Here is a 25,559-nt window from a genome sequence, read left to right as displayed (position 1 = left end):
ACGGGCCGGTTCGTCCGGCTCCTCTTGAGAAAAGAATGGCATATTTTCTCAAAAGGTCAAATTTTTTATCAAATGGTCAAGAACTGGCGCACTCTTGGCCTGAGCATTGGCGGTGATGGAGCGCGGCGCAGCAGCCTATTCGGCTGGCAGGGCCGCCGCCTGATCGGCCACCTGCTTCAATTCCCGCTGCAGCCGCGCTTCCTCCTCGATCTTCGGCTTGGTGAAGCCGGCAAGGAGCAGGTAGGCGACGGGGGTCAGGAAGAGGGTGGATGCGGTCGCCAGGCCCAATCCGCCGACGATGACCCAGCCAAGCGCGATACGCGCTTCCGCGCCCGCGCCGCTGGCGAGCACAAGCGGCACGCCGCCAAGTATGGCGCAGAGCATGGTCATCACAACGGGACGCAGCCGGATCGTTGCGGCTTCCTCGATCGCCTGGCGCACGGAGCGCCCCTGATCCCGGAGATGATTGGCGAATTCCACGATAAGGATGCCGTTCTTCGCCATGATGCCGACGAGCAGGACAAGCCCGATCTGGCTGTAGACGTTCATGCTCGTCCCGGTCATCACCATGGCGAAGACCGCACAGGCGAGGCCAAGCGGCACCGTGGCCATGACGATCAGTGCGCTGATGAAACTTTCGAACTGGGCGGCAAGCACGAGCAGAATGACGAGGATGGCGAAACCGAACGTCACCATCATGCTGGAAGAGTTTTCGCCGAGCGTCGCCGCCTCGGCGAGCGGAATGATGCGATAACCGGCTGGCAGCAGCGGTGCGGCTACTTCCTGTGCCGTGGCATAGGCATCGCCAAGGGCGAAATCAGGCGCAAGGCTGGCCGTGATCGCCACCGAACGCATCTGCTGCTCGCGGGTCAATGCCGGCGGCACCGCCACTTCCTTCAGCTGGGCGATGGTGGACATCGGAACGAACCGCCCGTCCTGCGTCCGCAGGAAGACGTTTTCCAGATCGGTCGGGTCGTTGATGGGATTCGTGGTCGAGACGAGCTTAACGTCGAAACTGCGGTCCTCGATATAGACCGAGCCGATCTTGTAGCCGTCCAGCACGGATTGCAGCGCTTCCGCAAGCCCGGTGATCTCTATGCCGAGATCGCTGGCCTTCTCGCGGTCGATGGAGACGGCGAGCTGTGGCTGGGTCGGCTCGTTGGTGAGGCGGGGCCGGTCGAAACGCCGGTCTTTCTCCAGCTCCGAGACGATCTTGGCGGCCGCGGTACCGAGTTCCGCATAGCTTGTTCCTACGACGGCGAATTGCAGCCCGTTGCCGGCGCCTCTGATGCCGAGCGAATTCGGTTGGGCGGCAAAGACCTGGATTCCCGGAATGCCCCGCACGCGCTTGGACACGTCCGCGACGATTTCCTGCTGCGTCCTCGTCCTGTCGCTCCAAGATGCGAGGCTGAGAACCATGAAGCCGCGATTGGTATTGCCGCCCTGGCCGGCAATCGAGAAAGTGTTGGATATCTCGCCGGAATCGCGCAGCGGCTGGATCAGTGTTTCGATCTGGCGCATCTCGTCGGTCAGATATTCGAGGCTGACGCCTTGCGGCGCGGTTATGCGCAGGAAGGCGGCCGAACGGTCCTCGGTCGGCGTCAATTCCTGTTTCAGCAGTGAAAATGCCCCGAATGCCGCCCCTGCGAACAGGACGGAGACGAGAATGACGATCCATGGCGCCGCCAGACATGCGTGCAGGATATGCTTATAGGCATTGCCGAGGCTGGCGCCGACGCGGCCGACGATACCGGGCGCATGCGCGACATCATGATGTTTCGCCTCGCTGGCACTCAGAAGACGCGACGCGAGCATCGGGCAGAGCGTCAAGGCGACGACAGCCGAGAGAAGCACGCAGATCGCCAGCACGAAGCCGAACTCGCGGAAGAGCCCGCCTGTCTGGCCGGGCAGGAAGGACAGCGGTACGAACACAGCCGCCAGGGTGACGGTCGTGGCGATGACGGCGAAGAACACTTCTTCCGTTCCGAGCACTGCCGCGGCGCGCGGTCCCATTCCCTGGTTCCGCCGCCGAACGATGTTCTCTAGGACGACGATGGCATCGTCGACCACGAGGCCGGTGGCGAGCACGAGGGCAAGCAGCGTCAGGATATTGACCGAGAAACCGGCGAGGTAGATGGCTGAGACGGTGCCGATCAGCGCCACGGGCATGCTCACCGCCGGAATGAGGGTGGCGCGAAAATCCCAGAGAAACAGATAGATGATGAGGATAATGATCAGGACCGAGGCGCCGAGAGCGATCTCGACCTCGTGGACGGCGCCATTGATGAAATCAGCGTCGTCGCTCGTCACCCGGATGTCCACGCCGTCCGGCAGGGTCTGCTGCAATTGCGCGACGGCTGCACGCACGCCCTTGGAAATGTCGAGCGTATTGGACTGCGCCTGGCGGATGATGCCGAGGCCGATACCAGTCTTGCCATTGGCGCGCAGGCTGGACGTGCCGATATCGGGGCCGAGCGTCACCGTGGCGACATCGCGGATGCGGGTTTGCCCCTTGATGAAGATGTCTTCGAACTCCTCCGGCGTCGTCACCGGCGCGGTGGCGCGCACGACGATGCTCTGCGTATTGCTGTTGAGCTGCCCGGCCGGCGTATCGAACGCCATCGTCGTCAGGGCGTTGCGGACATCGGCAACATTCATGCCGAGGCTCGCCAGCTTGTCCTGATCGATGTCAATGCGGAAGATCTTGTTGCGGTCGCCATTGACCTGGACGTCGGCAACCCCGGGCACCGAGGCGAGGACGTCTTCGATCTGGTCCTCGACCAGCACCGTCATATCCTCCACCGCCATCGTATCCGAGGTAACGGCAAGACGCATGACGGCGTCGGAATTGGCATCGGCCTTCACGATCTGGGGCGGATCGGCTTCGTCCGGCAAAGTATTGGTGATGCGGCTGATCGCATCGCGCATGTCCGCCGCCGCCACGTTCAGATCGACGCCATCATTGAATTCGACGGTGACGCGGCTCTGGCCGAAGGACGAGCTCGACGAAATCGATTTCACGCCCGAGACGCGCGAGACAGCGCCTTCGATGGCGGAGGTCAATTCCCTGTCGACGGTTTCGGCCGCTGCCGATTCGAAGATCGTGCTGACCGTGACCACCGGACGATCGACATCGGGAAGCTCGCGCACATCGACGCCATAATAGGCGGCAAGGCCGGCGACGACGATCAGCGCATTGAGCACCAGCGCCATGACGGGGCGCCGGATGAAAAGAGCGGTAAAGCTGGCATCGGCTTTTTCGTTGTTCACGGCCGGCCCTCAACCAGACTCGCCGACGGAAGCCAACGGGCCCGCATCGGTATTCTGCTGCGGCCGGCCCATGATCTGCACCGCGCCGCCGGGGCGAACCGACTGCACGCCCTCGGCTACGATTTCATCGCCGGGCTTGATATTCGCATCTACCAGCACATTGGTCGTGTTGCGCTGGACGATGCGGACAGGCACGCGCTCGGCCTTGTTGTCGACGATCTTCCAGACAAAGGCGCCATCGGTGCCCCATTGTATCGCCAGCGGATCGACGGTCGGGTAGGTGTTTCCTGGAAAGGTCATGGAAATCTGGAAAGCCATGCCCTCGCGCAGCGTATCCCTCGGATTGGTGATGCGGGCCTGCACATGCAATGTGCGGCTGGCGGGGTCCACCCTGTTGTCGATCGCGCTGACCTCGCCCGTGAACGTTTCGCCCGGCCGCGCCACCGACGTTGCCGAGACCGGCGCGCCCACCATGATGGACGGTGCGAATTTTTCCGGCACCCAGAAATCGACCAGCACTTCCGAGCGATCGTCGATCGTCGCAACCTGCGTGGACGTGGTGATATAATTGCCGGCATTGACCGGAAGAATGCCCACTATGCCATTGATTGGAGCGCGGATATCGCGGCGGTCAAGCGCCAGTTCCGCCTCCCGCAGGTCCAGCCGGGCATTCTCGACCGCGAGTTCGGCATCCGAAACCTGCACGGCGGATACGGTATTCGTCGTCCGCAGGTTCTTCGCCCGCGCCAGCTTTGTTTCCGCGTCCTTCAGCGTCGTCCGCGCCTTGTCGGCAGTAATGATCTCCGCCTCTGAATCGAGCTTCGCGATGATATCGTTCGCATTGACCTTCGTCCCCGAAGTGACCAGCAGCTCCATCAGGCGACCGGCGGCATAGGGCGTGACCGAAACGGAACTCTTGGCCTTGCCCGTCCCGATGGCGGACAGCCTGTCGTTGATCTTCGCTTCCGCGGCGGCGCGCACGACGACGAGCGCCGCACTTCGTTCACCGCCATTGTTGCCCGTAGGTGCAGTTGCAGCCGTCGGCGCTGTGTCCAGGCCTGCCTTCTTGAGCACCTCGCTGCCGCCGGGCGCAAAGTACAACCAGCCGGCCCCGGCCAGGGCCAATACCAGCACAGCGAGAAACAGCTGCTTCATTACCTTCATGCACTACTCCAGATGGTGATCCTACGCGGGAGCGGGATCATCGCGATACTAGCTCATCGGTCGCGCTGCGAATAGCAGGCGGCGCAACTCGCCTTTAGTAGCAGAATAGAACGCATTTATGACCTGGGTAATGACAAGTTGGTTAGATTACAAAGATTTAATGGAAGCAATGCTCCCCTATGGCATGCGGAATATGATGCAGCATTCTTGATGGAGCGGGCCTGACGTGCAACATGGCAGGCAGAATTTCGCAGGAACATGATGAATGGCGACCAAAACCGATATAGCTCGGCGCGTTTTCAACCATACGTGGAAACTCGATCCGATCGTGCGCAGCCTTCTCGATACGGATTTCTACAAGCTGCTCATGCTTCAGATGATCTGGGGGGTCTATGCGGATGTGGACGCCACTTTCACCCTGATCAACCGCACCACGCGGGTACGGCTGGCCGAGGAAATCGACGAGGAAGAATTGCGGGCGCAGCTGGATCACGCCCGGACCGTGCGCTTCTCGAAGAAGGAGATGATCTGGCTTGGCGGTAATACATTCTACGGCAAGAAGCAGATATTCGAACCGGATTTCCTTGCCTGGCTCGCCAATTTCCAGCTGCCGGACTATGAGTTGATCAAGCGCGACGGCCAGTATGAACTGAATTTCCACGGTCCCTGGATGTATACGACCATGTGGGAAATCCCGGTGCTGACGATCATCAACGAACTGCGCTCGCGCGCCGCCATGAAGCGTATGGGCCGGTTCGAGCTCGATGTCCTCTATGCGCGGGCAAAGGCAAAGATGTGGGACAAGGTGGAGCGGCTGCGCGCGCTGCCGAACATCCGCATTTCCGATTTCGGCACAAGGCGGCGGCATTCCTTCCTGTGGCAGCGCTGGTGCGTCGAGGCCCTCAAGGAAGGGATTGGGCCGGCCTTCACCGGAACCAGCAATGTGTTGATGGCCATGGACAATGATCTGGAGGCGCTCGGCACCAATGCGCATGAGCTGCCGATGGTCCTGGCTGCACTCGCCACAAACGAAGAGGAACTGCTCGCGGCGCCGTACAAGGTGCTGCAAGACTGGAACCGCTATTATGGCGGCAATCTGCTCATCGTCCTCCCCGATGCCTTCGGGACAGCCGCTTTCCTGCGCGATGCGCCGGACTGGGTGGCCGACTGGACCGGATTCCGGCCTGACAGCGCGCCCCCGATCGAAGGTGGTGAAAAGATCCTTTCGTGGTGGCGCTCCAAGGGCAAGGACCCCAGGGAGAAGCTGCTGGTCTTTTCCGACGGACTCGACGTCGATACGATCGAGGCGACCTACCGCCATTTCGACGGCAGGGTGCGCATGAGCTTTGGCTGGGGAACCAACCTGACCAATGATTTCGAGGATTGCGCGCCGCGCTTCAACGGCCGGCTCAATGCGATCTCACTGGTCTGCAAGGTGAGCGAGGCGAATGGGCGTCCGGCTGTGAAACTCTCGGACAATCCGAAGAAGGCGACCGGCGATCCCGCCGAGATTCAGCGATATCTGCAGATATTCGGTGCGGAAGACCGGGTGGAACAGGCCGTCAAAGTCTAGGATCGGGGGCGAGCCGTGCAGGCCCGCCCCGGGATCAAACCTATTGCAGCATTACCGTTTGCAGCTCATGCTCGCGGGCGCCGACCAGCGCATTGTCACGTTCGTCCGAAAGAACGATCGGATCACCATTGGCGGCGAAGAGCGCCCACAACTCGACCCCCGGCGTCATCGGCGGGAGGGCCGGAAAGCTGGTGGCAAGTTCATCCGTCTTCATCTTGCGCAGATAGGCAACCTGCCCTGCGCCCAGACGGGAGAATTCGAGTTCGCTCAGAGGATTCTTTTCAACTGTGTTACGCATGTCAGCCTCCATGATCGGACAGTCTCGTCGAGCCCTGTCCAGTTAGAGCTACGATCAGTCCTGTACTGCTATGTTGATACGCTTGACCAATCGTTCGGGTTCCGGGCGATCGAGATCGATCGACAGAAGCCCATTCTTCAATGTCGCGCCGCTTACCCTCATGCCGTCCGCGAGAACGAATATTCTCTGGAACTGACGGGCAGCGATCCCGCGATGCAAATATTCGCGTGCTTCTTCGCCTGCTTGCCTGCCGCGAATGATGAGCTGATTATCTTCGGTCGTGACCTCGAGATCGTCATTCGAAAAGCCGGCCACGGCCAGGATGATTCTCAACTGCTCACGGTCATTATTGCTGCGGACGCGCTCGATATTGTAGGGCGGATAGCCATCGCCGGATTTGGCGATGCGTTCCAGCGTTTTTTCCATCGAATCGAAGCCAAGCAGCAACGGGCTTGAAAACGGTGTCATTCGTGTCATTTAAGCAGTCCTTTAGCAAAGCGACCTAAAAGCGAAACCCGTCGAACAATGGCATCCCGCCTTTGCCTTCTGATATGGTCAATCTGCGCCGAGAGTTCAAGTGATCCCCGCACTGCGCCCTGATGAAAGTACAAAATGACACGCAAAATCATAATCGACACGGATCCCGGCCAGGACGATGCCCTGGCGATCATGCTGGCCCTGGCCAGTCCTGAACTCGAGGTTCTCGGTATCACAGCCGTCGCGGGCAATGTCCCCTTGCCGCTGACACAGGTCAATGCGCGCAAGATCTGCGAATTGGCGGGGCGAAACGACGTTCGCGTCTTCGCGGGGGCAGACAAGCCATTGATGCGGCCGCTGATCACCGCCGAGCATGTGCATGGCAAGACCGGGCTTGACGGACCGGTCCTGCCGGAACCGGTCATGCTGCTCGAAGAACAGCATGCGGTCGATTTCATCCTCGACACACTGCAAACGGAAGATGCGGGTAGCGTTACGCTCTGCGCGCTCGGGCCGCTCACCAATATTGCCCAGGTCCTGATCCGCGCACCCGAGCTCGCGTCGAAAATCCAGGAAATCGTGCTGATGGGCGGCGGCTTCTTCGAAGGCGGCAATATTACGCCCACCGCCGAGTTCAATATCTATGTGGATCCTGAAGCCGCACAACTCGTCTTGAAGTCCGGCGTCCCCGTGGTCATCCATCCGCTCGACGTCACGCACAAGGCGCTTACCACCGCCGCACGAATCGAGCGGTTCCGCGCAATGAAAAGCCGTTGCGGCGATGCCTGCGTCGCGCTGCTCGAGTTCTTCGAACGGTTCGACGAGGAAAAATACGGCAGCGATGGCGGTCCGCTGCACGATCCCAACGTCATAGCCTACATCCTGAGGCCGGAGCTCTATGGCTGGCGTAAATGCAATGTCGAGGTGGAAACAGCGAACGAGCTGACGCTGGGCATGACCGTTGTCGACTGGTGGGGCGTTACCGACCGCGCAAAGAACGCGATCTATGTGCGCGACATCGATGATGAAGGTTTCTTCGACCTCCTCATCGAGCGCATAGCGACGCTGCCCTGACGGAACCGGGCGGCGTCAGGCGGCGACGCTGTCTTTCTGTGTTCCCGGCGCCAGGGTAACCTCGAGCCCGTTGAGCTCTTCGGTCATGATCAGCTGGCACGACAGGCGCGAATTCTCCTCGACGTGAAACGTCACGTCGAGTTGATCGACTTCCTCGTCGAGCGGGGCAAAGAGCTTCTCCGTCCAATCCTGATCCACATAGACATGGCATGTGCCGCAGGCACAGGCGCCGCCGCACTCGGCCTTGATGTCCAATCCCCAGTCGCGGATGACCTCCATGACCCGGAAGCCTTCGAGCGCTTCCAGGGTATGGCGTTTGCCGTGCTGATCGGTAACGTGGATATATAACGCTTCAGAAGTCACTAGGCCGCTTTCAATTTCTTCTGCAGGGAGGTGGATGAGGTCGTATACTGGAAGATGATCCGTTCGTCAGGCGCAATAATGCGCTTGGCCGCCTGGGACATCAGGGCAGCTTCATGGAAGCCGGACAGGATGAGCTTCAGCTTGCCGGGATAGGTATTGATGTCGCCAATGGCGAAAATGCCCGGCTCGGAGGTTTCGAACTTCTCGGTATCGACGGCGATCAGGTTCTGGTCGAGATTGAGCCCCCAATCGGCGATCGGGCCGAGCTTCATGGTCAGGCCGAAGAACGGCAGCAGCCGGCCGGCATCCAGCGCCTCTTCGCCATCGCTGCCCTTCAGGATGACTTTCGTGATCTGGCCATCCGCGCCCTCAAGGCCGGCAACCTGCCCCATGCGGAACTTGACGCGGCCTTCCTTTTCCAGCGCCCACATCTTGTTGACACTATCGGGAGCGGCACGGAATTCCGGCCGGCGGTGCACGAGGGTGACGGATTTCGCCACCGGTTCGAGGTTCAGCGTCCAGTCCAGGGCGGAATCGCCACCGCCGACGATGACCACGTCATGGTCGCGGAAAGCCTCGATCTTGCGGACGGCGTAGTGGACGCTCGTTCCCTCGTAATGCTCGATCTCGGGCACCGGCGGACGCTTGGGCTGGAAGGAGCCGCCACCAGCCGCGATGACGATGATCTTGGTCAGGAACACTTCATCGGCATCGGTCTGCACGCGAAACCGTCCATCTTCCAGCCGTTCCAGGGAATTCACCATGGTCGAGAAGTGGAATTGCGGATCGAAGGGAGCGATCTGCTTCATGAGATTGTCGGTCAATTGCTGGCCGGTGACCTCCGGCAGCCCCGGAATGTCGTAGATCGGCTTTTCCGGATAGAGTTCCGCGCATTGTCCACCGGGACGATCCAGAATGTCGATGACATGGGCGCGCAGATCGAGCAATCCAAGCTCGAACACGGCAAAGAGGCCTACCGGGCCTGCGCCCACGATAACAACGTCTGTTTCAATGATTTCGGACATGTGCGTGCTTTTCCAACGAGATCGACTGGGCTTTGAATTCAAGCGCCCGGTATGCGGCGCCAGCTATAGGCGCCGGGGACGGTGTGCGAACCCCGGCCTGGTTGATAATAGACCGGCGCGTCATGAAGATTATGCGCGGCGAGGCGGGAGAGCGTGACGGCGTGGGCAACCTTCAGCGTATCGAAGCCGGTGCGCAGCATATAGGCGACCTGATCGATCAGAACATCCCCTACGGCGCGCAGTTCGCCCTTGAAATTGTGCTGGCACTTCAACAGTTCCGCCTTTGAGTAGGAGCGGCCGTCATTGAAGGCCGGGAACTGCAGGGCGATAAGCGGGATGCGATCGAGCGAAGGCAACAGCGGATCGATCTTCTCGCCCGGCGCAATGCTGACACCGATCTTGCGGTTGGTGTCGAAGCGCACATCCTCGGGCAGGGCGAGCCACGCAGCCAGTGGCAGGATGACCGCTGCGGCATCACCGGCATCCTCCAGCGATTCGGCCGTGACATAGGGATCCTCGCGGAAGCCTTCGCGCCCCCAGAGCCCTTCCTTCGCCTGTTCTGTCGTCTCGGTCATAGGTTGGAATCCGTCAGTGAAATATTGCTCAATTGGTCGGTCAGTCCGGTCAGGTGGATGCCGCATTCGGTCTTGTCCGAGCCGACCCAACGGCCGGAACGTGCATCTTCGCCATCCCTGACCGGCTGGGTGCAGGGCATACATCCAATGGAAAGATAGCCCTCGGCAACCAATGGATGCGGCGGCAGATGGTTCTCGATCATATAGGCCTTGAGATCGGCCGAGTTCCAATGCGCCAGGGGGTTGATCCTGATACGCTCGCCAACCGCCTCGAATACCGGCAACGCCGTGCGTGTCGCGGCCTGGAACTGCTTCCTGCCGGTCATCCATGCGCGGTATGGCGCAACGGCGCGGGCCATGGGCTCGACCTTGCGCAGATAGCAGCATCTGTCCTTGTCGGTCATCGACATGGCGCCATAGGGGTCTTCCTGCTTCAGGCTCTGCTGGAGCGGATGGATATTGTGCACGTCGGTCATGCCCAGATCGGCGATCAGATCATCCCGGTAGCGCAGCGTCGCCGGAAAATGCTTGCCGGTATCGAGAAACAGGACCGGGGTCGCGCGATCGACGCTGGCGATCAGATGCAGCAATACGGAGGACTCCGCCCCGAACGACGAAACGACGGCGATCTCCTCGTTGAAGAGGTGATCTATCGCCAGTTCGATGATATCGAGCGGCTCCAGATTGCCGTAACGGGCCTGAAGCGCGCGCGCCTCGTCGGCCACGCTTTCCTCGGTGAGTTCAAGCAGCATTTGCGGTCTCGCCATAAAGCGCATTTTTGAACGGAGCCGCGCCAAGCCGCCTGTAGGTGGCAAGGAAGCTCTCTTCCTTGTCCGCTCTTATTTCCAGATAGCGATCGACGATGGTTTCCACCGCATCGACAATCTCTTCCGACGAGAAGCCACGGCCGGTGATGTCACCGATCGTGCAGATTTCATCACCGGAGCCGCCGAGCGAGATCTGGTACAGTTCCTCGCCCTTCTTCTCGACGCCGAGAATGCCGATATGGCCGACATGATGATGACCGCAGGCATTGATGCAGCCGGAAATCTTGATCTTGAGTTCGCCGATGTCGGACTGCCGCTCGGGCGAACCGAAGCGCTCCGAAATGCGCTGCGCCACGGGAATGGAGCGCGCATTGGCCAGAGCGCAATAATCGAGACCGGGGCAGGCGATGATGTCGGTAATCAAGCCGGCATTGGCCGTCGCCAGGCCGTCGGTCAACAGGAGATCGTAGACGATGCGCAGATCGGCGATGGCGACATGTGGCAGGACGAGGTTCTGCTCATGGCTGACGCGAATCTCGTCCTGCGAGAACTTCTCGGCAATCTCGGCCACGAGGTCCATCTGGGCATCGGTCGCATCGCCTGGGATGCCGCCGATCGGCTTCAGGGAGATGGTGACGACGCCATAGTCCGGGTTCTTGTGCGGCGTGACATTCTGGTCGACCCAGCGGGCAAAGGCAGGATCCGCCTTGCGCTCGCTTGCCAGCTTGGACCAGCCTTCCGGCCGCTGCGCCAGATTGGGAGCGCGGAAATACTCGTCGATCGCGTCGATGTCGCGCTGCGGCATTTTGAGGTCCGTGTCGCGAATGGCTTCCCATTCCGCCTCGATCTGCCGGATGATTTCCTCGGTGCCGGTTTCGTGGACGAGGATCTTGATCCGCGCCTTGTACTTGTTGTCACGGCGCCCGTTCAGATTGTAGACGCGGACGATCGCGGTCGTATAGGTCAACAGATCCTCGACCGGCAGGAAATCCCGCACCTTCTTCGCCACCATCGGGGTGCGGCCCTGGCCACCACCCACATAGACGGCGAACCCGAGTTCCCCGGCCTCGTTCTTCTTCAGCTGCAGACCGATATCGTGCACCTGGATCGCCGCGCGGTCGCGCTCGGCGCCTGTCACGGCAATCTTGAACTTGCGGGGAAGATAGGAAAATTCCGGATGCATTGACGACCATTGCCGCAGGATCTCGGCATAGGGGCGCGGGTCCGCTACCTCATCGGCAGCAGCGCCGGCGAAATGGTCGGCCGTGACATTGCGAATGCAATTGCCGGACGTCTGCAAGGCATGCATCTCGACCGATGCGAGCTCATCCAGCACCTTGGGCATATCCGCAAGCGCCGGCCAGTTGTACTGCAGGTTTTGCCGTGTGGTGAAATGGCCGTAGCCGCGATCGTAATGGCGGGCGATATGGGCGAGCTTGCGCATCTGCCGGCTCGACAGGGTGCCGTAGGGAATGGCGACGCGGAGCATGTAGGCGTGCAGTTGCAGGTAGACGCCATTCATCAGCCGGAGCGGACGAAATTGCTCTTCCGTCAGTTCTCCCGCCAGGCGGCGCTCTACCTGATCCTTGAATTGCTCGACGCGGGCAGAAACGAACGCGTGGTCAAACTCGTCATAACGATACATGGAATGCGAACCTTCAGTCTTAGGCGGCGTTGGCGCTGGGCTTTTCGGCCTGCTTGCCAAGGTCTAGTCGTATGGTCGGGCCGAGCTGGCGAATGCGCTCGCGCAGGCGGATCGGATAAAGGCTGGTACCCCGTTCTTCCACATCGATGACATTGACGTCGATCACGAGGTTCGACTTGATCGCGGCCTTTCCAGCCTCCTCAAGCGCGTTTACGGCTTCGGCATGCCGCGCGATCAACGCTCCATCGATGTGATCGAGCCATTCGCCATTGGCTCCGAGCCAGACGGCCTCGCCGTCTGTCAGGCGGTTGGCGGTTAAAACCTTGACTGTCATGTGCTTCATCCTTCCAGTTCTGCGGTTTGGACCTGGCGTGGCGAGTCCTGCCGGGCTGCGGTGAGCGCCTCGGCCTTTTCGACGGCGGCTCCGGCCACCGCATCTCCAATCACCACCATGACGGGCCCGGTCAGATCGTCTCGCCGTTCGAGCGACGGCAGATCCTTGAGCGTGCCATGGAACATGCGTTTTTCCGGCCGTCCTGCATTCTCGATCACGGCAACGCCGGTGTCGGCATGCAGACCCGCCTCCATGAGCCGCTCGGCAACCGAGGCGGCAACGCTGCGGCCCATATAGACCGCGATCGTTGCACCAGAGATGGCAAGCCGCGCCCAGTCGGGCAGGATATCGCCCGACATGTCGTGGCCTGTGGTGAATACGAGTGACGATGCGACGCCGCGCAGGGTCAATGGCAGCTGCATATCGGCCGCGGCGGCGAATGCCGACGTTATGCCGGGCACGATTTCGAAAGGTATCGCGGCATCCCGAAGCGCCGCCATTTCCTCGCCCGCCCGGCCATAGACCAGGGGATCGCCCGATTTCAGCCGAACGACACGCTTGCCCTGGCGCCCGAGCGTCACGAGAAGCGCATTGATCTCGCTCTGGCTTTTCGAATGGCAACCCTTGCGCTTGCCAACGCCGAGCCGCTCGGCATCGCGCCGGCCCATGGAGACGACGGCCTCTGGCACGAGAGCATCATAGACGATGACATCGGCCTCCATAAGGACCCGGTGCGCGCGAAGCGTCAGCAGGTCTTCGGCGCCGGGGCCCGCGCCCACCAGCCACACATAGCCCTGCGGCCGCGACTGGTCGCCGAGAAGATCGGCGGCTGCATCATGGGCGCCGGCAATATCGGCATTATAGACCTTGCTGGCCACGTCGCCGGCAAAGAAGGAACGCCAGAACAGGCGGCGCGGCAGGCCCTTGCTCACGGCATTCTCGACCACCGGGCGGTAGAGATTGGCGAGCCTTGCAAGCTCGCCGAGGCGCGGCGAAAACATCGCGTCGATCTTCGCCCGGATCAGTTGCGTCAGGACGGGACCCGTTCCCTCGGATCCGATGGCAATGGCGATCGGGGCGCGATTGACCAGCGCCGGCGTGAAGAAATCGCAGAGTTCGGGCCGGTCGACAACATTGACCGGAACCGACTGGCGCCGCGCTTCATCGGCAATGGCAGCGTCGCGATCGGCGTCGCCCGTCGCCGCGAAGACGAGCTTCGCACCATGAAGATGATGGGGCGAAAACGCTTCCGCCACATGCCGGACGGGTGAATTTTCGAGAAATCGAGCCAGTTCCGGCTCGGGTTCGGCCGATACGACGCGGATTGTCGCCTCCGTCTGCGTCAGCAAACGGGCCTTGTTCAGCGCCTCCTCGCCATCGCCGACGACAACGAGCACTTCGTTGCTTACGCGGAAGAAGGCGGGAAAGACCGACAGAAGGTGTTTTTTATCAGACATATAGGGATAATCCTGATGGCTCGGAAGGATTATCCGGTATCTTGCCGAAGTTTATAAGAAACAGAAATGCGTCAAATCGGAACGGGGAGCATGGAATTTCTGAAAAAGCCGGTGTGCGCGAATTTTTAATTCCAACAACGCGCATGGCAGGCCAATCATTCCGCTGGAACCCAGGTTCCGCGGATCGGCCCACTTATACACGACTATTCTTATAGGGTTTATCTTCCATTGCAAGTGTTTTTTGGTGCGAGTGATTTTTGGCTCGCTCGTTCCGACCTCTCAGCGGAGCCTGTCGGACGCAAGATAGGCGGCAGGAACATGCACGGGCCAGCGCCAGGGCAGGATCGCCACGAGATCGAAGCGGATGGAAAGCGCTGCATGGTCGGGCTGGCGGGCCAGCCATAGATCCGCGGCGGCTTCGATACGGCGCATCGTCGCCGTGCCGAGTGCATCCATCGCCTGGGCCAGATTGGCGCGCGCCTTCACTTCGACAATCAGAACAAGCCTGCCGCGCCGGGCAATGATATCTATTTCGCCGAGGCGCGTGCGATAGCGGCGGGCCACAATGCGATAGCCCTTCAGCATCAGCGCGGCGGCGGCAAGCCGTTCTGCAGCATGGCCGCGAAAATAGGCTCGCCGGCGCGTGGAGCCAGTCATTCCCTACCCTGCTTCGTGGCCCTACCCTGATTCATGGCCCTACACTGCTTCATGGCCCTACCTGTTTCATGGAGAGCAGACGCTGGTAAAGCTCCGCCTTCGGTCGCCCGGTCATGCGGGATGCCTCTCCCGCAGCCTTTGACGGCGACATTTCAAGGCTCAACGCCCGCAGGACATTGTCGACATCTTCATCGGAGCGCGGCGCAAGGGCATCGACTTCGGGCGGACCGACGACGAGAACGACCTCGCCGCGGATTCTGTCTTCGCTATCGAACTCCGCCGCCAGTTCGGAAAGAGGTAGCGTTACGATCGTTTCGAACGTCTTGGTGAGTTCCCGGCATAGCGCCGCCTTTCGCGACCCGCCGAAAACCTCGACCATGTCGAGAAGCGTATTCGAGGCGCGATTGGGCGACTCGAAAAACACCAATGCGGCGTCCAGTGGCTTGAGTTGTTCGAGCTTCGTGCGCCTTTGGCCCTGTTTCGAGGGCAAAAACCCTGCAAAGAAGAAACTGTCTTTCAGGAGCCCGCAAGCCGTCAGCGCAGCCAGAACGGCGGAAGGCCCAGGGATGGGCACGATCCTGATTCCCGCCGCCTTGGCCTCCGGTACCAGCCGCCCGCCAGGATCTGATATCAGCGGCGTCCCGGCATCCGAGACGAGAGCCACGCTCTTGCCGGCGAGCAATGCCTCGACGAGCTTCGGCCCAACCGTTTCCGCATTATGTTCATGATAGGCATAGGGGCGGCGCGCAATGCCATAGCGATCGAGCAGGACCCGGCTCACCCGCGTATCCTCGCAGGCGATGATATCGGCGGCGGCGAGCACTTCGATGCCCCGCAATGTCATGTCGCCCAGGTTTCCTATCGGCGTCGCAACGATATAAAGACCGGGTTCGATGGGCCGCGCGCGGAACGACGCCGTGCCGATCTGGTAATTCCGGTCGTTGGGCTGCGATTTTTCAGTGATGCGCTCGTTCATGCCGCGAGATCCGCGATGACGGCGTTGAGCACGATCGCCCCTTCCGGCGTGGTGCGTATCCGGCTATTGCCGACATATTCGATCAGCCCCTGTTCGGCCAGCGCCACGACCCGGTTTTCCTTGAGGCCATGGCCGGTGAGGCTTTCATAGCGGCCGAGATCGATTCCCTCGGCGAGCCGCAGGCCCATCAGCAGGAATTCATCGCCCTCCTGCTCGCTGGTCAGAAGCTCCTCCTCGACTATGCCGTGCCCCGCGCGCTCGACCGTCTCCACCCATTGCTCCGGCTGGCGCTCCGTTATCGTGACCGTACGCGTGCCGTTCTCGACGAAACGGCCGTGGGCGCCCGGGCCGATGCCGACATATTCGCCATAGCGCCAGTAGACCAGATTGTGCCGGGATTCCGCGCCGGGAGCAGCATGGTTGGAAACCTCATAGGCCGGCAATCCGCGCTGCGCCGTGACATTCTGCGTCTCGTCGAAAAGTGCGGCTGCCTGATCCGGTTCGGGCGTCACGAGCTTTCCTGCCTTCCATAGATTGAAAAAGGGCGTGCCCTCTTCAATCGTCAGTTGATACAGCGACAGGTGGTCCGCCGCATAGGAGATCGCCCTGCCCAGTTCCTCGCGCCAGGCTTCGACGCTCTGGTCCGGCCGCGCATAGATCAGGTCGAACGACAGTCTCGGGAAGATCTCGCGCGCCAGCCTAATGGCGGCAAGCGCCTCATCGACATTGTGCATCCGGCCGAGGCGGCGCAGATCGGGATCGTTGAGCGCCTGCACGCCGAGCGACACGCGATTGACACCTGCCGCGCGATAACCCCGAAACCGATCGGCCTCCACGCTTGTCGGATTGGCCTCCAAAGTGATCTCGATGCCATCCGGCACATGCCACTGCCGGGCTACTTGATCAAGGATTGCAGCCACGGTTTCCGGCTGCATCAGGGATGGCGTTCCGCCGCCGAGAAAGATGCTGGACACGCTGCGCGGTCCTGTCCGTTCACGCATCGTCGCCATTTCCCGGGCGAAAGCCGCGGCGAAACGCGGTTGATCGACGGGCTGGTGACGCACGTGGGAGTTGAAATCGCAATAGGGGCACTTGGCCATGCAGAACGGCCAGTGGACATAGACACCAAAGCCGGCCTCGCCATTATCGGGACGAATGCCCTGGTCGGTCATCAGGCTTCCAGGCAGTCTTGTGCCAGGCGTTGAAACGCCCGGGCGCGGTGGGAAAGCGCATCGGGCTTGCCCGGGCTCCAGCCATGCTTTTCCTCCGCCGTCATCTCGCCGAAGGTGCGATCATGGCCATGCGGGCGGAAAACCGGATCGAAACCGAAACCGGCCGTACCACGCGGTGGCCAGACGATCTCGCCTTCGACCTCGCCGCGATAGTAATTCGCCTCGCCGTCAGGCCAGGCGAGGCATATGACGGAGACAAACCGGCCGTGACGCTGGCCCGGATCAAGTGCGTTCTTCTCCTGCAATGCGTCCTGAACCTTGCGCATGCCATGGGCAAAATCGCGCGTTCCGTCCGGCAGTTCCGCCCAGTTGGCAGTGTAGACGCCCGGATTTCCGTGCAGCGCATCGACACAAAGGCCGGAATCGTCCGAAAGCGCCACCAAACCAGTCGCCTTCGCGGCGGCAAAGGCCTTGATATAGGCGTTTTCCTCGAATGTCGTGCCGGTTTCTTCGGGCTCGGGCAGGCCGAGCTGCGCCGCCGACACAACCTCGAATCCGAACGGGCCGAGCAGATCGATCATTTCGCCGATCTTGCCCTTGTTGTGGCTGGCGACCAGGAGTTTGCCTTTTTCGAGCTTTCGCATCATTTCGTTCCTGTGTTCCAAAGCGCGGCCTCGGCGAATTCTATCGAATTGCCCGACGGATCGCGGAAATAAAGCGAGTGGGCGCCGTTCGGCCAATCGAACTCGCTCTCTATGGCAATGCCTTCGGCTTCGAGATGCGCCTTCCAGCGTGCGATCTCCTGCCTGTCGGCCCGGAAACAGACATGGCCGGGCCCGATGGCTCCATGCGAGGGAATGGGCAAGCCACCCTCCGGCCGGTCCTTCAGCTTTTCCGCATCGAAAAGGATGAGAACGCCCGCGCCGCAGCGGAAGAACACCGACTCGTCACCGGCGCGCAAGATGCATTCGAGACCGAGAACCTCGCCATAGAACCGCGCGGCCGCCTCTATATCGGTGACGTAGAGCGCTGTTTCCAGTATCGCGGCCGGTCGCATCTGTCTTGCCTCAGCTGACAGCCATCTTCTGCAGCGAAACGAGCCGGGAAATCCCGGCACGCGCCAGCGTCATCATGGCCAGTAGTTCCTGTTCCGAAAATGGCTCGCCCTCGGCGGTCCCCTGGACTTCGACGATGCCGCCCTTGCCCGTCATGACGAAGTTCGCATCGGTCTGCGCCGTGGAATCTTCGAGATAGTCCAGATCGATCACCGGCGTTCCGTTGGAGATACCGCAGGAAATGGCAGCCACATGGTCTTTCAGCACCTTGTCGACCTTCAGCATCTGGCGATTTTCCATCCAGGTCAGACATTCATGGAGGGCCACCCAGCCGCCGGTGATCGCCGCAGTGCGGGTTCCGCCGTCGGCCTGGATCACGTCGCAATCGACGGTGATCTGCACTTCGCCGAGCGCCTGCAGGTCCACCACGGCCCGGAGCGACCGCGCGATGAGGCGCTGAATCTCCAGCGTGCGACCGCCCTGCTTGCCCGAGGAGGCTTCGCGACGCATGCGATCGCCGGTGGAGCGGGGCAGCATCCCATATTCCGCCGTAACCCAGCCCTTGCCGGTGTTGCGCATCCAGCCCGGCACCTTCTCCTCGAGGCTTGCCGTGCACAGAACATGGGTGTCGCCGAATTTGACCAGGCACGAGCCCTCTGCATGTTTGGAAATACCGCGCTCGAAGGATATTGCGCGCATTTCGTCGGGAGCCCGTTTGGAGTGACGCATGGAAAACCTCTTTTTGATATGTTGCGGTCTTTTAGAGGAAAGGACGTTCGAAGCAAAGGCTTTGATGATTCGATCGGGAATGCTTATATCTGCGGGCGACAATAGACGTGAGGCAGAATGAACAAGACTGTAACCCCGGAAGCATTGCAATCGCTCGATCAGAGATCGCGAGACATTTTCCGGCGTATCGTCGAAAGCTATCTGGGCGATGGCGAACCGGTCGGTTCCCGCCACCTTTCCCGTCTCCTTCCGATGGCGCTCTCGCCGGCCACGATCCGCAACGTGATGAGCGATCTCGAACATCTCGGCCTCGTATATGCGCCGCATATTTCGGCCGGGCGGCTGCCGACACAGCAGGGCCTGAGGTTCTTCGTCGATACTTTCATGGAAGTAGGCGACCTGACCTCTTCGGAACGCAATTCCATCGAAGCGCAGGTCCGGGCTGAAGCGCAGACGCCGGATAGCGTGTTGACGCAGGCCAGCCAGATCCTTTCCGGCATATCGCGCGGCGCCGGCGTGGTCCTGGCCGCAAAGGCCGAAGGCGCGCTCAAACACATCGAGTTCGTCCGGCTGGAGCCCTCGCGGGCGCTCGCCGTTCTCGTCACCCAGAGCGGGGATGTGGAAAACCGCATCATCGAACTGCCTGCCGGCGTCACCACCTCGCAGCTGATCGAGGCATCGAACTTCCTCAATGCCCATATCCAGGGGCGCACCATTACCGAGGCGCGCCATGAAGTATCGCGGCTGAAGGAGGAGACGCAGCAGGCGCTGGATGCGCTCTCGCAACATCTCGTCGAACAGGGGCTTGCGGTATGGGGCGGCGATGGCAGCGGCCAGCCGGCGCGATTGATCGTGCGCGGTCGCGGCAATCTCCTGGAGTCGATGCATGCGGAAGCCGATCTCGAGCGCCTGAGGCACCTGTTCGACGATCTTGAAACCAAGGAAGGCACGCTGCAACTGCTCGATCTGGCGGAAGCGGGGCCCGGCGTGCGGATATTCATCGGTTCGGAGAACAAGCTGTTTTCGCTCTCCGGCTCGTCGCTGGTCATAGCGCCCTACCGGGATTCCGAGCAGAGGATCATCGGCGCGCTTGGCGTGATCGGCCCGACCCGCCTGAATTATGCCCGTGTGGTCCCGGTCGTCGATTATACGGCGCAGCTCGTCTCCCGGCTGTTGCGATAAGCCGCATCCACGGCATTAAGACTTGATTTTCCGTGGCTAAAGCTCGATATCCAGCCCAACTTACGCAATAAGGACGGACAGTATCGATGGCTGAAGACAAGAATAATCAGGACGCGCCCGATCTCGATCAGCGGGACCTGAAGAATCCGCGCGATCGCGACGCATTGAAGCGGGCGGCGGATGATTTTCTGAAAGCGCGCAAGGCGGAAGAATACGCGCTTGCACAGGAAGACGACGAAGCCGCGCAGGCGGCTGGAAGCGCCGAACTCGATGTATTGCGGGCGGAGAATTCCGATCTGAAGGATCAATTGCTGCGGCTTGCCGCCGAGATGGAGAACCTGCGCAAGCGGACGGCGCGCGATGTTCATGACGCCCGCTCCTATTCCGTCGCCAATTTCGCCCGTGACATGCTTTCGGTTTCGGACAATCTGCGCCGCGCGCTCGAGGCCATTCCGGCCGAAGCCCTGGCAAATGGCGAGGCCGGCTTCAAGAGCCTCGCCGAGGGCGTCGAAATGACCGAGCGGTCGATGATGTCGGCGCTGGAACGCCACGGCGTGAAGAAGATCGAGCCGCTCAACCAGCGCTTCGACCCGAATTTCCATCAGGCCATGTTCGAAATCCCGAATGCAGAGGTGCCGCACAATACGGTGCTGCAGGTAGCACAGAGCGGCTTTGTCATTGGCGACCGCATGCTGCGCCCGGCTCTCGTCGGCGTATCGAAGGGCGGTCCGAAGCAGACGGCAGCCGAGGGCCAGCCGGAGCCCGGCCCGATCAATCCGCAGGCCGAAAAAGACGCCTGACAATCTGCGCATATCTGGATAGAGGGCCGCATCCCGGATCGGGACGCGGCCCTTTTCATTTCGCAAGGCCCGTGCTTAATCCTGCTTGAGCGCAATTCGTCCAAGGGGGACGTCGATGTCGACCATTCAGCTCCTCAATTATGCGGGCATCTTCGTCTTTGCGGCCACCGGAGCGCTCGCGGCTTCGCGCCGGCAGCTCGACATCATCGCGTTCATGTTCCTGGCGGCTGCGACCGGCGTCGGCGGAGGCACCTTGCGGGATCTGATCCTGGACGTTCCCGTATTCTGGGTGGAGGACCCGCGCAGCCTTCTCGTTTGTGCCGCAGCCGCGCTTCTCATCTACTTCACCGCCAATCTCGTGGAATCGCGCTATCGCCTGCTGCTATGGCTGGATGCGATGGGGCTTGCCGCCTATAGCGTCATGGGCTCCGCAAAAGGGCTGGCTCTGGGCTTCGATTCCACCATTGCCATTGTCACGGGCATATTGACCGCGACGTTCGGCGGCATATTGCGCGATATCATCGCGGGCGAGCCATCGGTGCTGTTGCGGCGGGAAATCTATGTCACGGCGGCCTTTGCCGGCTCCGCCACCTATACGCTGCTCTTCCGGCTGGATGCGGCGCCGGCATTCGCTGCCCTTGCCGCTTTTGCCGCCGCGTTCGTCGTGCGCGGCGGTGCGCTCTATTTCGGCTGGACGCTCCCGAACTACCATAGACCCGGCCGGAACGACGAGGAACTCAAGCGTGACGGCGTCATCCGTTCAGATTAGGCCTGCCTGCTCTGCGGCGAGCTTGAGGTTTTGCTGCGGGCGCGGCCCGATCTGCTGGATCACCAGGCCGGCGGCGAGCGAGCCGAGACGTCCGCAATCACCGAGGCTGCGGCCATTGGTGTAGCCGAACAGGAAGCCGGACGCGTAGAGATCGCCGGCGCCCGTCGTATCGACCAGTTCCGCAATTTCGATCGCGGGGACAACCACCGTCTCGTCGCCGCGCACCACGACCGACCCTTTTTCGGAGCGGGTCACCGCGGCGAGCTTGCTATCCTTCCTGACCAGGTCCAGCGCCTTGTCGAAATCATCGGTCTGGTAGAGCGACTTCAGCTCGGCTTCATTGGCGAAGATGATATCGACCGTGCCGGAGCGCATCAGGTCGAGGAATTCGTCGCGATAGCGATCGACGCAGAATGGGTCCGACAGGGTCATCGAGACTTCGCGGCCATATTCGTGGGCGATCTTCGCGGCCAGGCGAATGGCTTCCTTCGCCCGGGGCGGATCCCAGAGATAACCCTCGAAATAGGTCACCTTGGCTTCGGCAACCTTGGAACTCTCCACATCCTCCGGGCCAAGCTCCACACAGGCGCCGAGATAGGTATTCATCGAACGGTCACCGTCCGGTGTCACGAATATGAGCGAACGGGCGGTCGGCGGGGGCGACTGCAGCACCCTCGTATCGAAGGCGACGCCCTGGGAACGAATATCATGGGTGAACACGTGGCCCAGCTGATCGTCCGCGACCTTGCCGAAATAGGCCGCACGCCCGCCAAGGCTGGCGACGCCTGCCGCCGTGTTGCCCGCGCTGCCGCCCGATGCCTCGATTGCCGGGCCCATCCGCTCGTAGAGAAACTCGGCGCGATCGGCATCGATGAGATTCATTGCGTTCTTGATGATGCCGTTCTTGACGATGAATTCCTCGTCGGTGCGGGCAAGAATATCGACAATAGCATTGCCGATGCAAAGCACGTCATAGCTGGACATGAAAACTCCGGTTGGTCGAGCCTGGTGATCTGCTCTAGCCTTTCAAACCGGAATTGGCCACCCCCGATTTCTGCACCCATCTTGTCTGCGGCGTCGGCCGCGCCTATGTCCACGACTGAAAAAACCATGGAGTATCAAGCCGATGATCTTCGCAAGCGCCCGCGCCGCGGCGGGGCACCTCTTCCGTCCCGAGTTCCGCAGCGTCCTGTGGAAATCGCTCGGTTTGACGCTGCTGCTGCTCATCGGCGCCTGGTTCGGGCTGCGGGCCATCTTCGAGGCGCTGGCCTGGCCGTTCATGGACCAGATGGTCGCCTCGCTGCCGCAATGGGCAGGCTGGGTCGGCCTTGTTGCTGGGATTCTCGCCAGCATCGGCCTCGCCATCGGCCTGGCTTTGCTCATTGCGCCGGTAACTGCCATGATTGCCGGCATATTCCTCGATGATGTGGCTGAACTTGTCGAAAAAGAGGACTATCCGAGCGATATGCCGGGCAAGCCGTTGCCGACCGTCCGGTCCTTCGTGCTGTCGGTGAAGTTTTTCGGCGTGGTGATTGCCGGAAATATCGTCGCGCTGCTCCTGCTGCTCGTTCCCGGCATCAACATCATGGCGTTCTTCATGGTCAATGGCTATCTGCTCGGACGGGAATTCTTCGAGTTCGCCGCCATGCGTTTTCACCCGGAAGCGGACGCCAAGGCATTGCGGACGAACAATGCCGGCACCGTCTTTCTCGCCGGGCTTGTCATCGCCGGTTTCATGGCGATCCCGATCCTGAACCTACTCACGCCCCTCTTCGCGGCGGCGATGATGGTTCACCTGCACAAGGCGGTTGCCCGCCGCGATGCGACCGGGCGGAGGGCGTAGATCGTCAATCCTGCTCCGCTGCGATGATCTGCGGCGGCAGCGGAACCAGCGGCGCGGGCATATCGGCCGTTTTCACAGCTGCCTTGCACAGATCCGCGATGACGCATTCCGGGCATTCCGGCCGGCGTGCCTTGCAGGTATATCGGCCATGTAGGATCAACCAATGGTGGGCGTGATAGAGGAACTCGGCCGGGATTATCTTCATCAGCTTCGCTTCGACCTCGTCGGGAGTCTTGCCCGGTGCAAGGCCGAGACGGTTGCCGATCCGAAAAATGTGGGTATCGACAGCCATCGTCGCCTGGCCAAAGGCCATGCTGAGCACCACATTGGCGGTCTTGCGACCGACACCCGGCAACTTCACCAGTTCGTCCCTGTCATTCGGCACCACGCTGCCATGGTGCTCGACCAGATCGCGCGAAAGCGCGATGACATTCTTGGCCTTGTTGCGCCATAGTCCAATCGTGCGGATATGGGAGCCCACCTCCTCCTCGCCGAGCGCCAGCATCTTTTCCGGCGTATCCGCCACCTTGAACAATGCGCGCGTCGCCTTGTTGACACCGGCATCGGTTGCCTGGGCGGACAGGACCACGGCCACGAGCAGCGTAAACGGGTTGACGTGTTCGAGCTCGCCTTTCGGTTCCGGGCGCTGAATGGAGAAACGCCTGAAAATCTCATGGATCTCGGCGGCCGTATAGCGTGTGCCGCGAACCCGGCGTGGCCGCGACGCGGCAACCGAATTCACGGCATTCTGATCGATTTTCGACTTGGGATTTTCCATGACGCTTCTATACTCAAACCCCATGAACCAGACAATCGAACCATTTGACGCGAGCAGGCAGAACGAGGAAGAGATTTTCCGCGCGCTTCTCGTGCCTCATCGTTCATTGGGAAGAACGGGGTTCCTGCTTCTGATGGCAACGCTCGGCCTGAGCAGTTTGATCACCGGGCTCTTCTTCCTCTCGCTCGGCGCCTGGCCCGTTTTCGGTTTCTTCGGCCTCGATGTCCTGTTGGTATATGGCGCGTTCCGCCTGAACTACCGCTCGGCCAAGGCCCATGAGGAAGTCAGCATTTCGAGGTTGGCGGTCAATATCAGGCAGGTCGCGCCTTCCGGCCGGGCAAAACTGCACGAGTTCAACCCCTTCTGGGCGCGGTTTCGCGTGGCCCGCCATTCCGAGATCGGCATCACCTCGATGCGTGTCGAGGGCCAGGGAAAAGCGGTGAACATCGGCTCCTTCCTCAACCCGGACGACCGCGAAACATTCGCCTCGGCGTTCCAACTGGCCCTGGCTACGGCCAAGGGCCGGTAACGGCAAGAATCGGGTGGCGAGACGCGTAGTATCATGGCCATATGTCCCTCAAGCAGAGAGGTACGCGCTATGAAACCACAGGCAATACTGAAAAAGGACATCACGCCCACGGGCGACGATTATGCCATCGTCAGCCATATCATCGAGCGCATCAGCAATGACTATCGCGATCAGCCGTCCCTTGAAACACTGGCCAGGGATACCGGACTGACGCCGACCGGCCTGCAGAAGCTGTTCACGCGCTGGGCAGGCCTGTCGCCCAAGGGCTTCCTGCAAGCGGTGACGATCGATCACGCGAGACGGCTTCTCGACGAGGGCATGCCCTTGCTGGAAGCCGCCTATGAGACCGGATTGTCCGGCCCCGGCCGTCTGCACGACCTGTTCGTCACGCATGAGGGCATGTCGCCCGGCGACTACAAGACACGCGGCGCCGGATTGACGATCCGCTACGGCTTTCTGATCTCGCCATTCGGGCTCGCGCTGGTCATGGTCACCGATCGCGGCCTTGCTGGGCTGGCCTTCGCCGATGCGGGCAAGGAGCGGGATGCACTCGCCGATATGATGGGGCGCTGGCCCAACGCCACCTATGTGGAAGATCTGACAGCCACGGCGCCCTATGCCGCGCGCATCTTCAACCCTTCCGAATGGCGGGCCGACAGGCCGCTGAAGGTCGTTACGATCGGAACCGACTTCCAGCTCCGGGTCTGGGAGGCGCTGCTGAAGATACCGATGGGCAAATGCGTCTCCTATTCCGACATCGCGGCCGACATTGGTGCACCCAAGGCTTCCCGAGCCGTGGGCGCCGCCGTCGGCGCCAATCCGGTCAGCTTCGTCGTGCCCTGCCACCGGGCCGTGGGCAAGTCCGGCGCCTTGACCGGATATCATTGGGGCTTGACCCGGAAACGGGCGATTCTCGGATGGGAAGCCGGCCAGATCGGCGATGGCAGCGCCAGTTTGAGCGATGCGGGTTAGAGCCCGCATGCCAGATCCCGGCTTCGTTTCCCGGCGCAGCAACGGGGGTTGACCTTCCAACGGTTGGAAGGCGTA

General features: G+C 61.2%; 27 protein-coding genes. 8 read left to right on the top strand and 19 right to left on the bottom strand.

The window, feature by feature from the left end; genetic code table 11:
- Window positions 1-135: 135 nt before the first annotated feature.
- Both OSJ75_RS07280 and OSJ75_RS07275 read right to left on the bottom strand, forming a co-directional pair.
- Entirely contained in the window at window positions 136-3,270 is a 3,135-nt protein-coding gene (locus tag OSJ75_RS07280) for an efflux RND transporter permease subunit (RefSeq protein WP_267227381.1), read from the bottom strand.
- Between the two features lie 9 nt (window positions 3,271-3,279).
- Window positions 3,280-4,434 carry an efflux RND transporter periplasmic adaptor subunit gene (locus OSJ75_RS07275; RefSeq protein ID WP_267227380.1) on the bottom strand — a complete coding sequence of 385 codons (1,155 nt, stop codon included), beginning with the start codon at window positions 4,432-4,434 and terminating at the stop codon, window positions 3,280-3,282.
- Between the two features lie 265 nt (window positions 4,435-4,699).
- Between OSJ75_RS07275 and pncB the strand changes: the two genes are divergently transcribed.
- A complete protein-coding gene (gene pncB / locus OSJ75_RS07270) occupies window positions 4,700-6,007 on the top strand; it encodes a nicotinate phosphoribosyltransferase (protein WP_267227379.1) in 1,308 nt (435 codons plus the stop codon).
- Window positions 6,008-6,047: 40 nt separating this feature from the next.
- On the opposite strand, the gene OSJ75_RS07265 is transcribed toward pncB, so the two are convergent.
- Window positions 6,048-6,305 (bottom strand): DUF1150 family protein, encoded by a 258-nt coding sequence (locus OSJ75_RS07265; RefSeq protein WP_250019048.1) that lies wholly within the window; start codon window positions 6,303-6,305, stop codon window positions 6,048-6,050.
- A 54-nt stretch (window positions 6,306-6,359) separates the two neighbouring features.
- On the bottom strand, window positions 6,360-6,782 hold the full coding sequence (locus tag OSJ75_RS07260) for an Hsp20 family protein (protein ID WP_267227377.1): 423 nt from the start codon (window positions 6,780-6,782) through the stop codon (window positions 6,360-6,362).
- A gap of 135 nt (window positions 6,783-6,917) precedes the next feature.
- Here OSJ75_RS07260 and OSJ75_RS07255 point away from each other — a divergent pair, with 135 nt between their 5' ends.
- The gene (locus tag OSJ75_RS07255) at window positions 6,918-7,856 is read left to right on the top strand and encodes a nucleoside hydrolase (RefSeq protein WP_267227376.1); all 939 of its coding nucleotides are present in this window, start codon (window positions 6,918-6,920) and stop codon (window positions 7,854-7,856) included.
- 15 nt (window positions 7,857-7,871) lie between these two features.
- Here the strand turns inward: OSJ75_RS07255 and OSJ75_RS07250 are convergent, their stop codons facing one another.
- The 13 genes from OSJ75_RS07250 to rph form a co-directional block, all read right to left on the bottom strand.
- Window positions 7,872-8,219 (bottom strand): 2Fe-2S iron-sulfur cluster-binding protein, encoded by a 348-nt coding sequence (locus OSJ75_RS07250; protein ID WP_250019051.1) that lies wholly within the window; start codon window positions 8,217-8,219, stop codon window positions 7,872-7,874.
- Window positions 8,219-9,244, bottom strand: coding sequence for an NAD(P)/FAD-dependent oxidoreductase (locus OSJ75_RS07245; protein ID WP_250019052.1), 1,026 nt, complete (start codon window positions 9,242-9,244; stop codon window positions 8,219-8,221). Before OSJ75_RS07245 ends, OSJ75_RS07250 begins: the two co-directional genes overlap by 1 nt.
- 38 nt (window positions 9,245-9,282) lie before the next feature.
- Window positions 9,283-9,819, bottom strand: coding sequence for a DUF934 domain-containing protein (locus tag OSJ75_RS07240; protein WP_267227375.1), 537 nt, complete (start codon window positions 9,817-9,819; stop codon window positions 9,283-9,285).
- Window positions 9,816-10,571 carry a phosphoadenylyl-sulfate reductase gene (locus OSJ75_RS07235; RefSeq protein ID WP_267227374.1) on the bottom strand — a complete coding sequence of 252 codons (756 nt, stop codon included), beginning with the start codon at window positions 10,569-10,571 and terminating at the stop codon, window positions 9,816-9,818. Before OSJ75_RS07235 ends, OSJ75_RS07240 begins: the two co-directional genes overlap by 4 nt.
- Window positions 10,561-12,231, bottom strand: a complete 1,671-nt coding sequence (locus OSJ75_RS07230; RefSeq protein WP_250019055.1) for a nitrite/sulfite reductase — start codon at window positions 12,229-12,231, stop codon at window positions 10,561-10,563. The genes OSJ75_RS07235 and OSJ75_RS07230 overlap by 11 nt, the downstream gene beginning before the upstream one ends.
- 19 nt (window positions 12,232-12,250) lie before the next feature.
- Window positions 12,251-12,565: a DUF2849 domain-containing protein gene (locus tag OSJ75_RS07225; protein ID WP_267227373.1), complete on the bottom strand. Its 315-nt coding sequence runs from the start codon at window positions 12,563-12,565 to the stop codon at window positions 12,251-12,253.
- Between the two features lie 5 nt (window positions 12,566-12,570).
- Window positions 12,571-14,022: a siroheme synthase CysG gene (gene cysG / locus OSJ75_RS07220; RefSeq protein ID WP_267227372.1), complete on the bottom strand. Its 1,452-nt coding sequence runs from the start codon at window positions 14,020-14,022 to the stop codon at window positions 12,571-12,573.
- A 279-nt stretch (window positions 14,023-14,301) separates the two neighbouring features.
- A complete protein-coding gene (locus OSJ75_RS07215) occupies window positions 14,302-14,679 on the bottom strand; it encodes a YraN family protein (RefSeq protein ID WP_267227371.1) in 378 nt (125 codons plus the stop codon).
- 49 nt (window positions 14,680-14,728) lie between these two features.
- The gene (gene rsmI, locus OSJ75_RS07210) at window positions 14,729-15,655 is read right to left on the bottom strand and encodes a 16S rRNA (cytidine(1402)-2'-O)-methyltransferase (RefSeq protein ID WP_416362527.1); all 927 of its coding nucleotides are present in this window, start codon (window positions 15,653-15,655) and stop codon (window positions 14,729-14,731) included.
- Entirely contained in the window at window positions 15,652-16,827 is a 1,176-nt protein-coding gene (gene hemW / locus OSJ75_RS07205; protein WP_267227370.1) for a radical SAM family heme chaperone HemW, read from the bottom strand. The genes rsmI and hemW overlap by 4 nt, the downstream gene beginning before the upstream one ends.
- Entirely contained in the window at window positions 16,827-17,471 is a 645-nt protein-coding gene (gene rdgB / locus OSJ75_RS07200; RefSeq protein ID WP_267227368.1) for an RdgB/HAM1 family non-canonical purine NTP pyrophosphatase, read from the bottom strand. The genes hemW and rdgB overlap by 1 nt, the downstream gene beginning before the upstream one ends.
- Window positions 17,471-17,884: a VOC family protein gene (locus OSJ75_RS07195; RefSeq protein WP_267227367.1), complete on the bottom strand. Its 414-nt coding sequence runs from the start codon at window positions 17,882-17,884 to the stop codon at window positions 17,471-17,473. Before OSJ75_RS07195 ends, rdgB begins: the two co-directional genes overlap by 1 nt.
- Window positions 17,885-17,894: 10 nt before the next feature.
- Window positions 17,895-18,611, bottom strand: coding sequence for a ribonuclease PH (rph, locus tag OSJ75_RS07190; RefSeq protein ID WP_250019062.1), 717 nt, complete (start codon window positions 18,609-18,611; stop codon window positions 17,895-17,897).
- A 117-nt stretch (window positions 18,612-18,728) separates the two neighbouring features.
- Here rph and hrcA point away from each other — a divergent pair, with 117 nt between their 5' ends.
- The 3 genes from hrcA to OSJ75_RS07175 all read left to right on the top strand — a co-directional run bounded on the left by hrcA (window position 18,729) and on the right by OSJ75_RS07175 (window position 21,362).
- The gene (hrcA, locus tag OSJ75_RS07185) at window positions 18,729-19,793 is read left to right on the top strand and encodes a heat-inducible transcriptional repressor HrcA (RefSeq protein WP_267227366.1); all 1,065 of its coding nucleotides are present in this window, start codon (window positions 18,729-18,731) and stop codon (window positions 19,791-19,793) included.
- Between the two features lie 86 nt (window positions 19,794-19,879).
- Window positions 19,880-20,593 carry a nucleotide exchange factor GrpE gene (gene grpE / locus OSJ75_RS07180; protein ID WP_267227365.1) on the top strand — a complete coding sequence of 238 codons (714 nt, stop codon included), beginning with the start codon at window positions 19,880-19,882 and terminating at the stop codon, window positions 20,591-20,593.
- 115 nt (window positions 20,594-20,708) lie between these two features.
- Window positions 20,709-21,362: a trimeric intracellular cation channel family protein gene (locus OSJ75_RS07175; RefSeq protein WP_250019065.1), complete on the top strand. Its 654-nt coding sequence runs from the start codon at window positions 20,709-20,711 to the stop codon at window positions 21,360-21,362.
- Here the strand turns inward: OSJ75_RS07175 and OSJ75_RS07170 are convergent.
- Complete coding sequence (locus OSJ75_RS07170) at window positions 21,354-22,346, bottom strand: adenosine kinase (protein WP_250019066.1); 993 nt, start codon at window positions 22,344-22,346, stop codon at window positions 21,354-21,356. The genes OSJ75_RS07175 and OSJ75_RS07170 overlap by 9 nt on opposite strands.
- A 142-nt stretch (window positions 22,347-22,488) precedes the next feature.
- On the opposite strand from OSJ75_RS07170, the gene OSJ75_RS07165 reads away from it, so the two are divergent.
- Window positions 22,489-23,205, top strand: coding sequence for a sulfate transporter family protein (locus tag OSJ75_RS07165; RefSeq protein ID WP_250019067.1), 717 nt, complete (start codon window positions 22,489-22,491; stop codon window positions 23,203-23,205).
- A 4-nt stretch (window positions 23,206-23,209) separates the two neighbouring features.
- Here OSJ75_RS07165 and nth read toward each other — a convergent pair whose 3' ends face one another.
- On the bottom strand, window positions 23,210-24,007 hold the full coding sequence (gene nth, locus OSJ75_RS07160; RefSeq protein WP_267227364.1) for an endonuclease III: 798 nt from the start codon (window positions 24,005-24,007) through the stop codon (window positions 23,210-23,212).
- Here nth and OSJ75_RS07155 point away from each other — a divergent pair.
- Window positions 24,006-24,512, top strand: coding sequence for a DUF2244 domain-containing protein (locus OSJ75_RS07155; RefSeq protein ID WP_250019116.1), 507 nt, complete (start codon window positions 24,006-24,008; stop codon window positions 24,510-24,512). The genes nth and OSJ75_RS07155 overlap by 2 nt on opposite strands.
- Window positions 24,513-24,581: 69 nt before the next feature.
- Window positions 24,582-25,484 carry a bifunctional helix-turn-helix domain-containing protein/methylated-DNA--[protein]-cysteine S-methyltransferase gene (locus tag OSJ75_RS07150; RefSeq protein ID WP_267227363.1) on the top strand — a complete coding sequence of 301 codons (903 nt, stop codon included), beginning with the start codon at window positions 24,582-24,584 and terminating at the stop codon, window positions 25,482-25,484.
- The last annotated feature ends 75 nt before the right edge of the window (window positions 25,485-25,559 follow it).

It is taken from the genome of Phyllobacterium sp. 0TCS1.6A, from assembly GCF_026420825.1.
In the GTDB taxonomy this organism is placed as follows: Bacteria; Pseudomonadota; Alphaproteobacteria; order Rhizobiales; family Rhizobiaceae; genus Phyllobacterium.
This window is presented reverse-complemented; position numbering and strand designations above follow the sequence as displayed.

Bases quoted from the DNA above. Each gene is read 5' to 3' on its own strand.
- OSJ75_RS07275 (WP_267227380.1), bottom strand. From the start codon at position 4,434: ATGAAGGTAATGAAGCAGCTGTTTCTCGCTGTGCTGGTATTGGCCCTG.
- pncB (WP_267227379.1), top strand. From the start codon at position 4,700: ATGGCGACCAAAACCGATATAGCTCGGCGCGTTTTCAACCATACGTGG.
- OSJ75_RS07265 (WP_250019048.1), bottom strand. From the start codon at position 6,305: ATGCGTAACACAGTTGAAAAGAATCCTCTGAGCGAACTCGAATTCTCC.
- OSJ75_RS07260 (WP_267227377.1), bottom strand. From the start codon at position 6,782: ATGACACGAATGACACCGTTTTCAAGCCCGTTGCTGCTTGGCTTCGAT.
- OSJ75_RS07255 (WP_267227376.1), top strand. From the start codon at position 6,918: ATGACACGCAAAATCATAATCGACACGGATCCCGGCCAGGACGATGCC.
- OSJ75_RS07245 (WP_250019052.1), bottom strand. From the start codon at position 9,244: ATGTCCGAAATCATTGAAACAGACGTTGTTATCGTGGGCGCAGGCCCG.
- OSJ75_RS07240 (WP_267227375.1), bottom strand. From the start codon at position 9,819: ATGACCGAGACGACAGAACAGGCGAAGGAAGGGCTCTGGGGGCGCGAA.
- OSJ75_RS07235 (WP_267227374.1), bottom strand. From the start codon at position 10,571: ATGCTGCTTGAACTCACCGAGGAAAGCGTGGCCGACGAGGCGCGCGCG.
- OSJ75_RS07230 (WP_250019055.1), bottom strand. From the start codon at position 12,231: ATGTATCGTTATGACGAGTTTGACCACGCGTTCGTTTCTGCCCGCGTC.
- OSJ75_RS07225 (WP_267227373.1), bottom strand. From the start codon at position 12,565: ATGACAGTCAAGGTTTTAACCGCCAACCGCCTGACAGACGGCGAGGCC.
- cysG (WP_267227372.1), bottom strand. From the start codon at position 14,022: ATGTCTGATAAAAAACACCTTCTGTCGGTCTTTCCCGCCTTCTTCCGC.
- OSJ75_RS07215 (WP_267227371.1), bottom strand. From the start codon at position 14,679: ATGACTGGCTCCACGCGCCGGCGAGCCTATTTTCGCGGCCATGCTGCA.
- rsmI (WP_416362527.1), bottom strand. From the start codon at position 15,655: ATGAACGAGCGCATCACTGAAAAATCGCAGCCCAACGACCGGAATTAC.
- hemW (WP_267227370.1), bottom strand. From the start codon at position 16,827: ATGACCGACCAGGGCATTCGTCCCGATAATGGCGAGGCCGGCTTTGGT.
- rdgB (WP_267227368.1), bottom strand. From the start codon at position 17,471: ATGCGAAAGCTCGAAAAAGGCAAACTCCTGGTCGCCAGCCACAACAAG.
- OSJ75_RS07195 (WP_267227367.1), bottom strand. From the start codon at position 17,884: ATGCGACCGGCCGCGATACTGGAAACAGCGCTCTACGTCACCGATATA.
- rph (WP_250019062.1), bottom strand. From the start codon at position 18,611: ATGCGTCACTCCAAACGGGCTCCCGACGAAATGCGCGCAATATCCTTC.
- hrcA (WP_267227366.1), top strand. From the start codon at position 18,729: ATGAACAAGACTGTAACCCCGGAAGCATTGCAATCGCTCGATCAGAGA.
- grpE (WP_267227365.1), top strand. From the start codon at position 19,880: ATGGCTGAAGACAAGAATAATCAGGACGCGCCCGATCTCGATCAGCGG.
- OSJ75_RS07175 (WP_250019065.1), top strand. From the start codon at position 20,709: ATGTCGACCATTCAGCTCCTCAATTATGCGGGCATCTTCGTCTTTGCG.
- OSJ75_RS07170 (WP_250019066.1), bottom strand. From the start codon at position 22,346: ATGTCCAGCTATGACGTGCTTTGCATCGGCAATGCTATTGTCGATATT.
- OSJ75_RS07165 (WP_250019067.1), top strand. From the start codon at position 22,489: ATGATCTTCGCAAGCGCCCGCGCCGCGGCGGGGCACCTCTTCCGTCCC.
- OSJ75_RS07155 (WP_250019116.1), top strand. From the start codon at position 24,006: ATGAACCAGACAATCGAACCATTTGACGCGAGCAGGCAGAACGAGGAA.
- nth (WP_267227364.1), bottom strand. From the start codon at position 24,007: ATGGGGTTTGAGTATAGAAGCGTCATGGAAAATCCCAAGTCGAAAATC.
- OSJ75_RS07150 (WP_267227363.1), top strand. From the start codon at position 24,582: ATGAAACCACAGGCAATACTGAAAAAGGACATCACGCCCACGGGCGAC.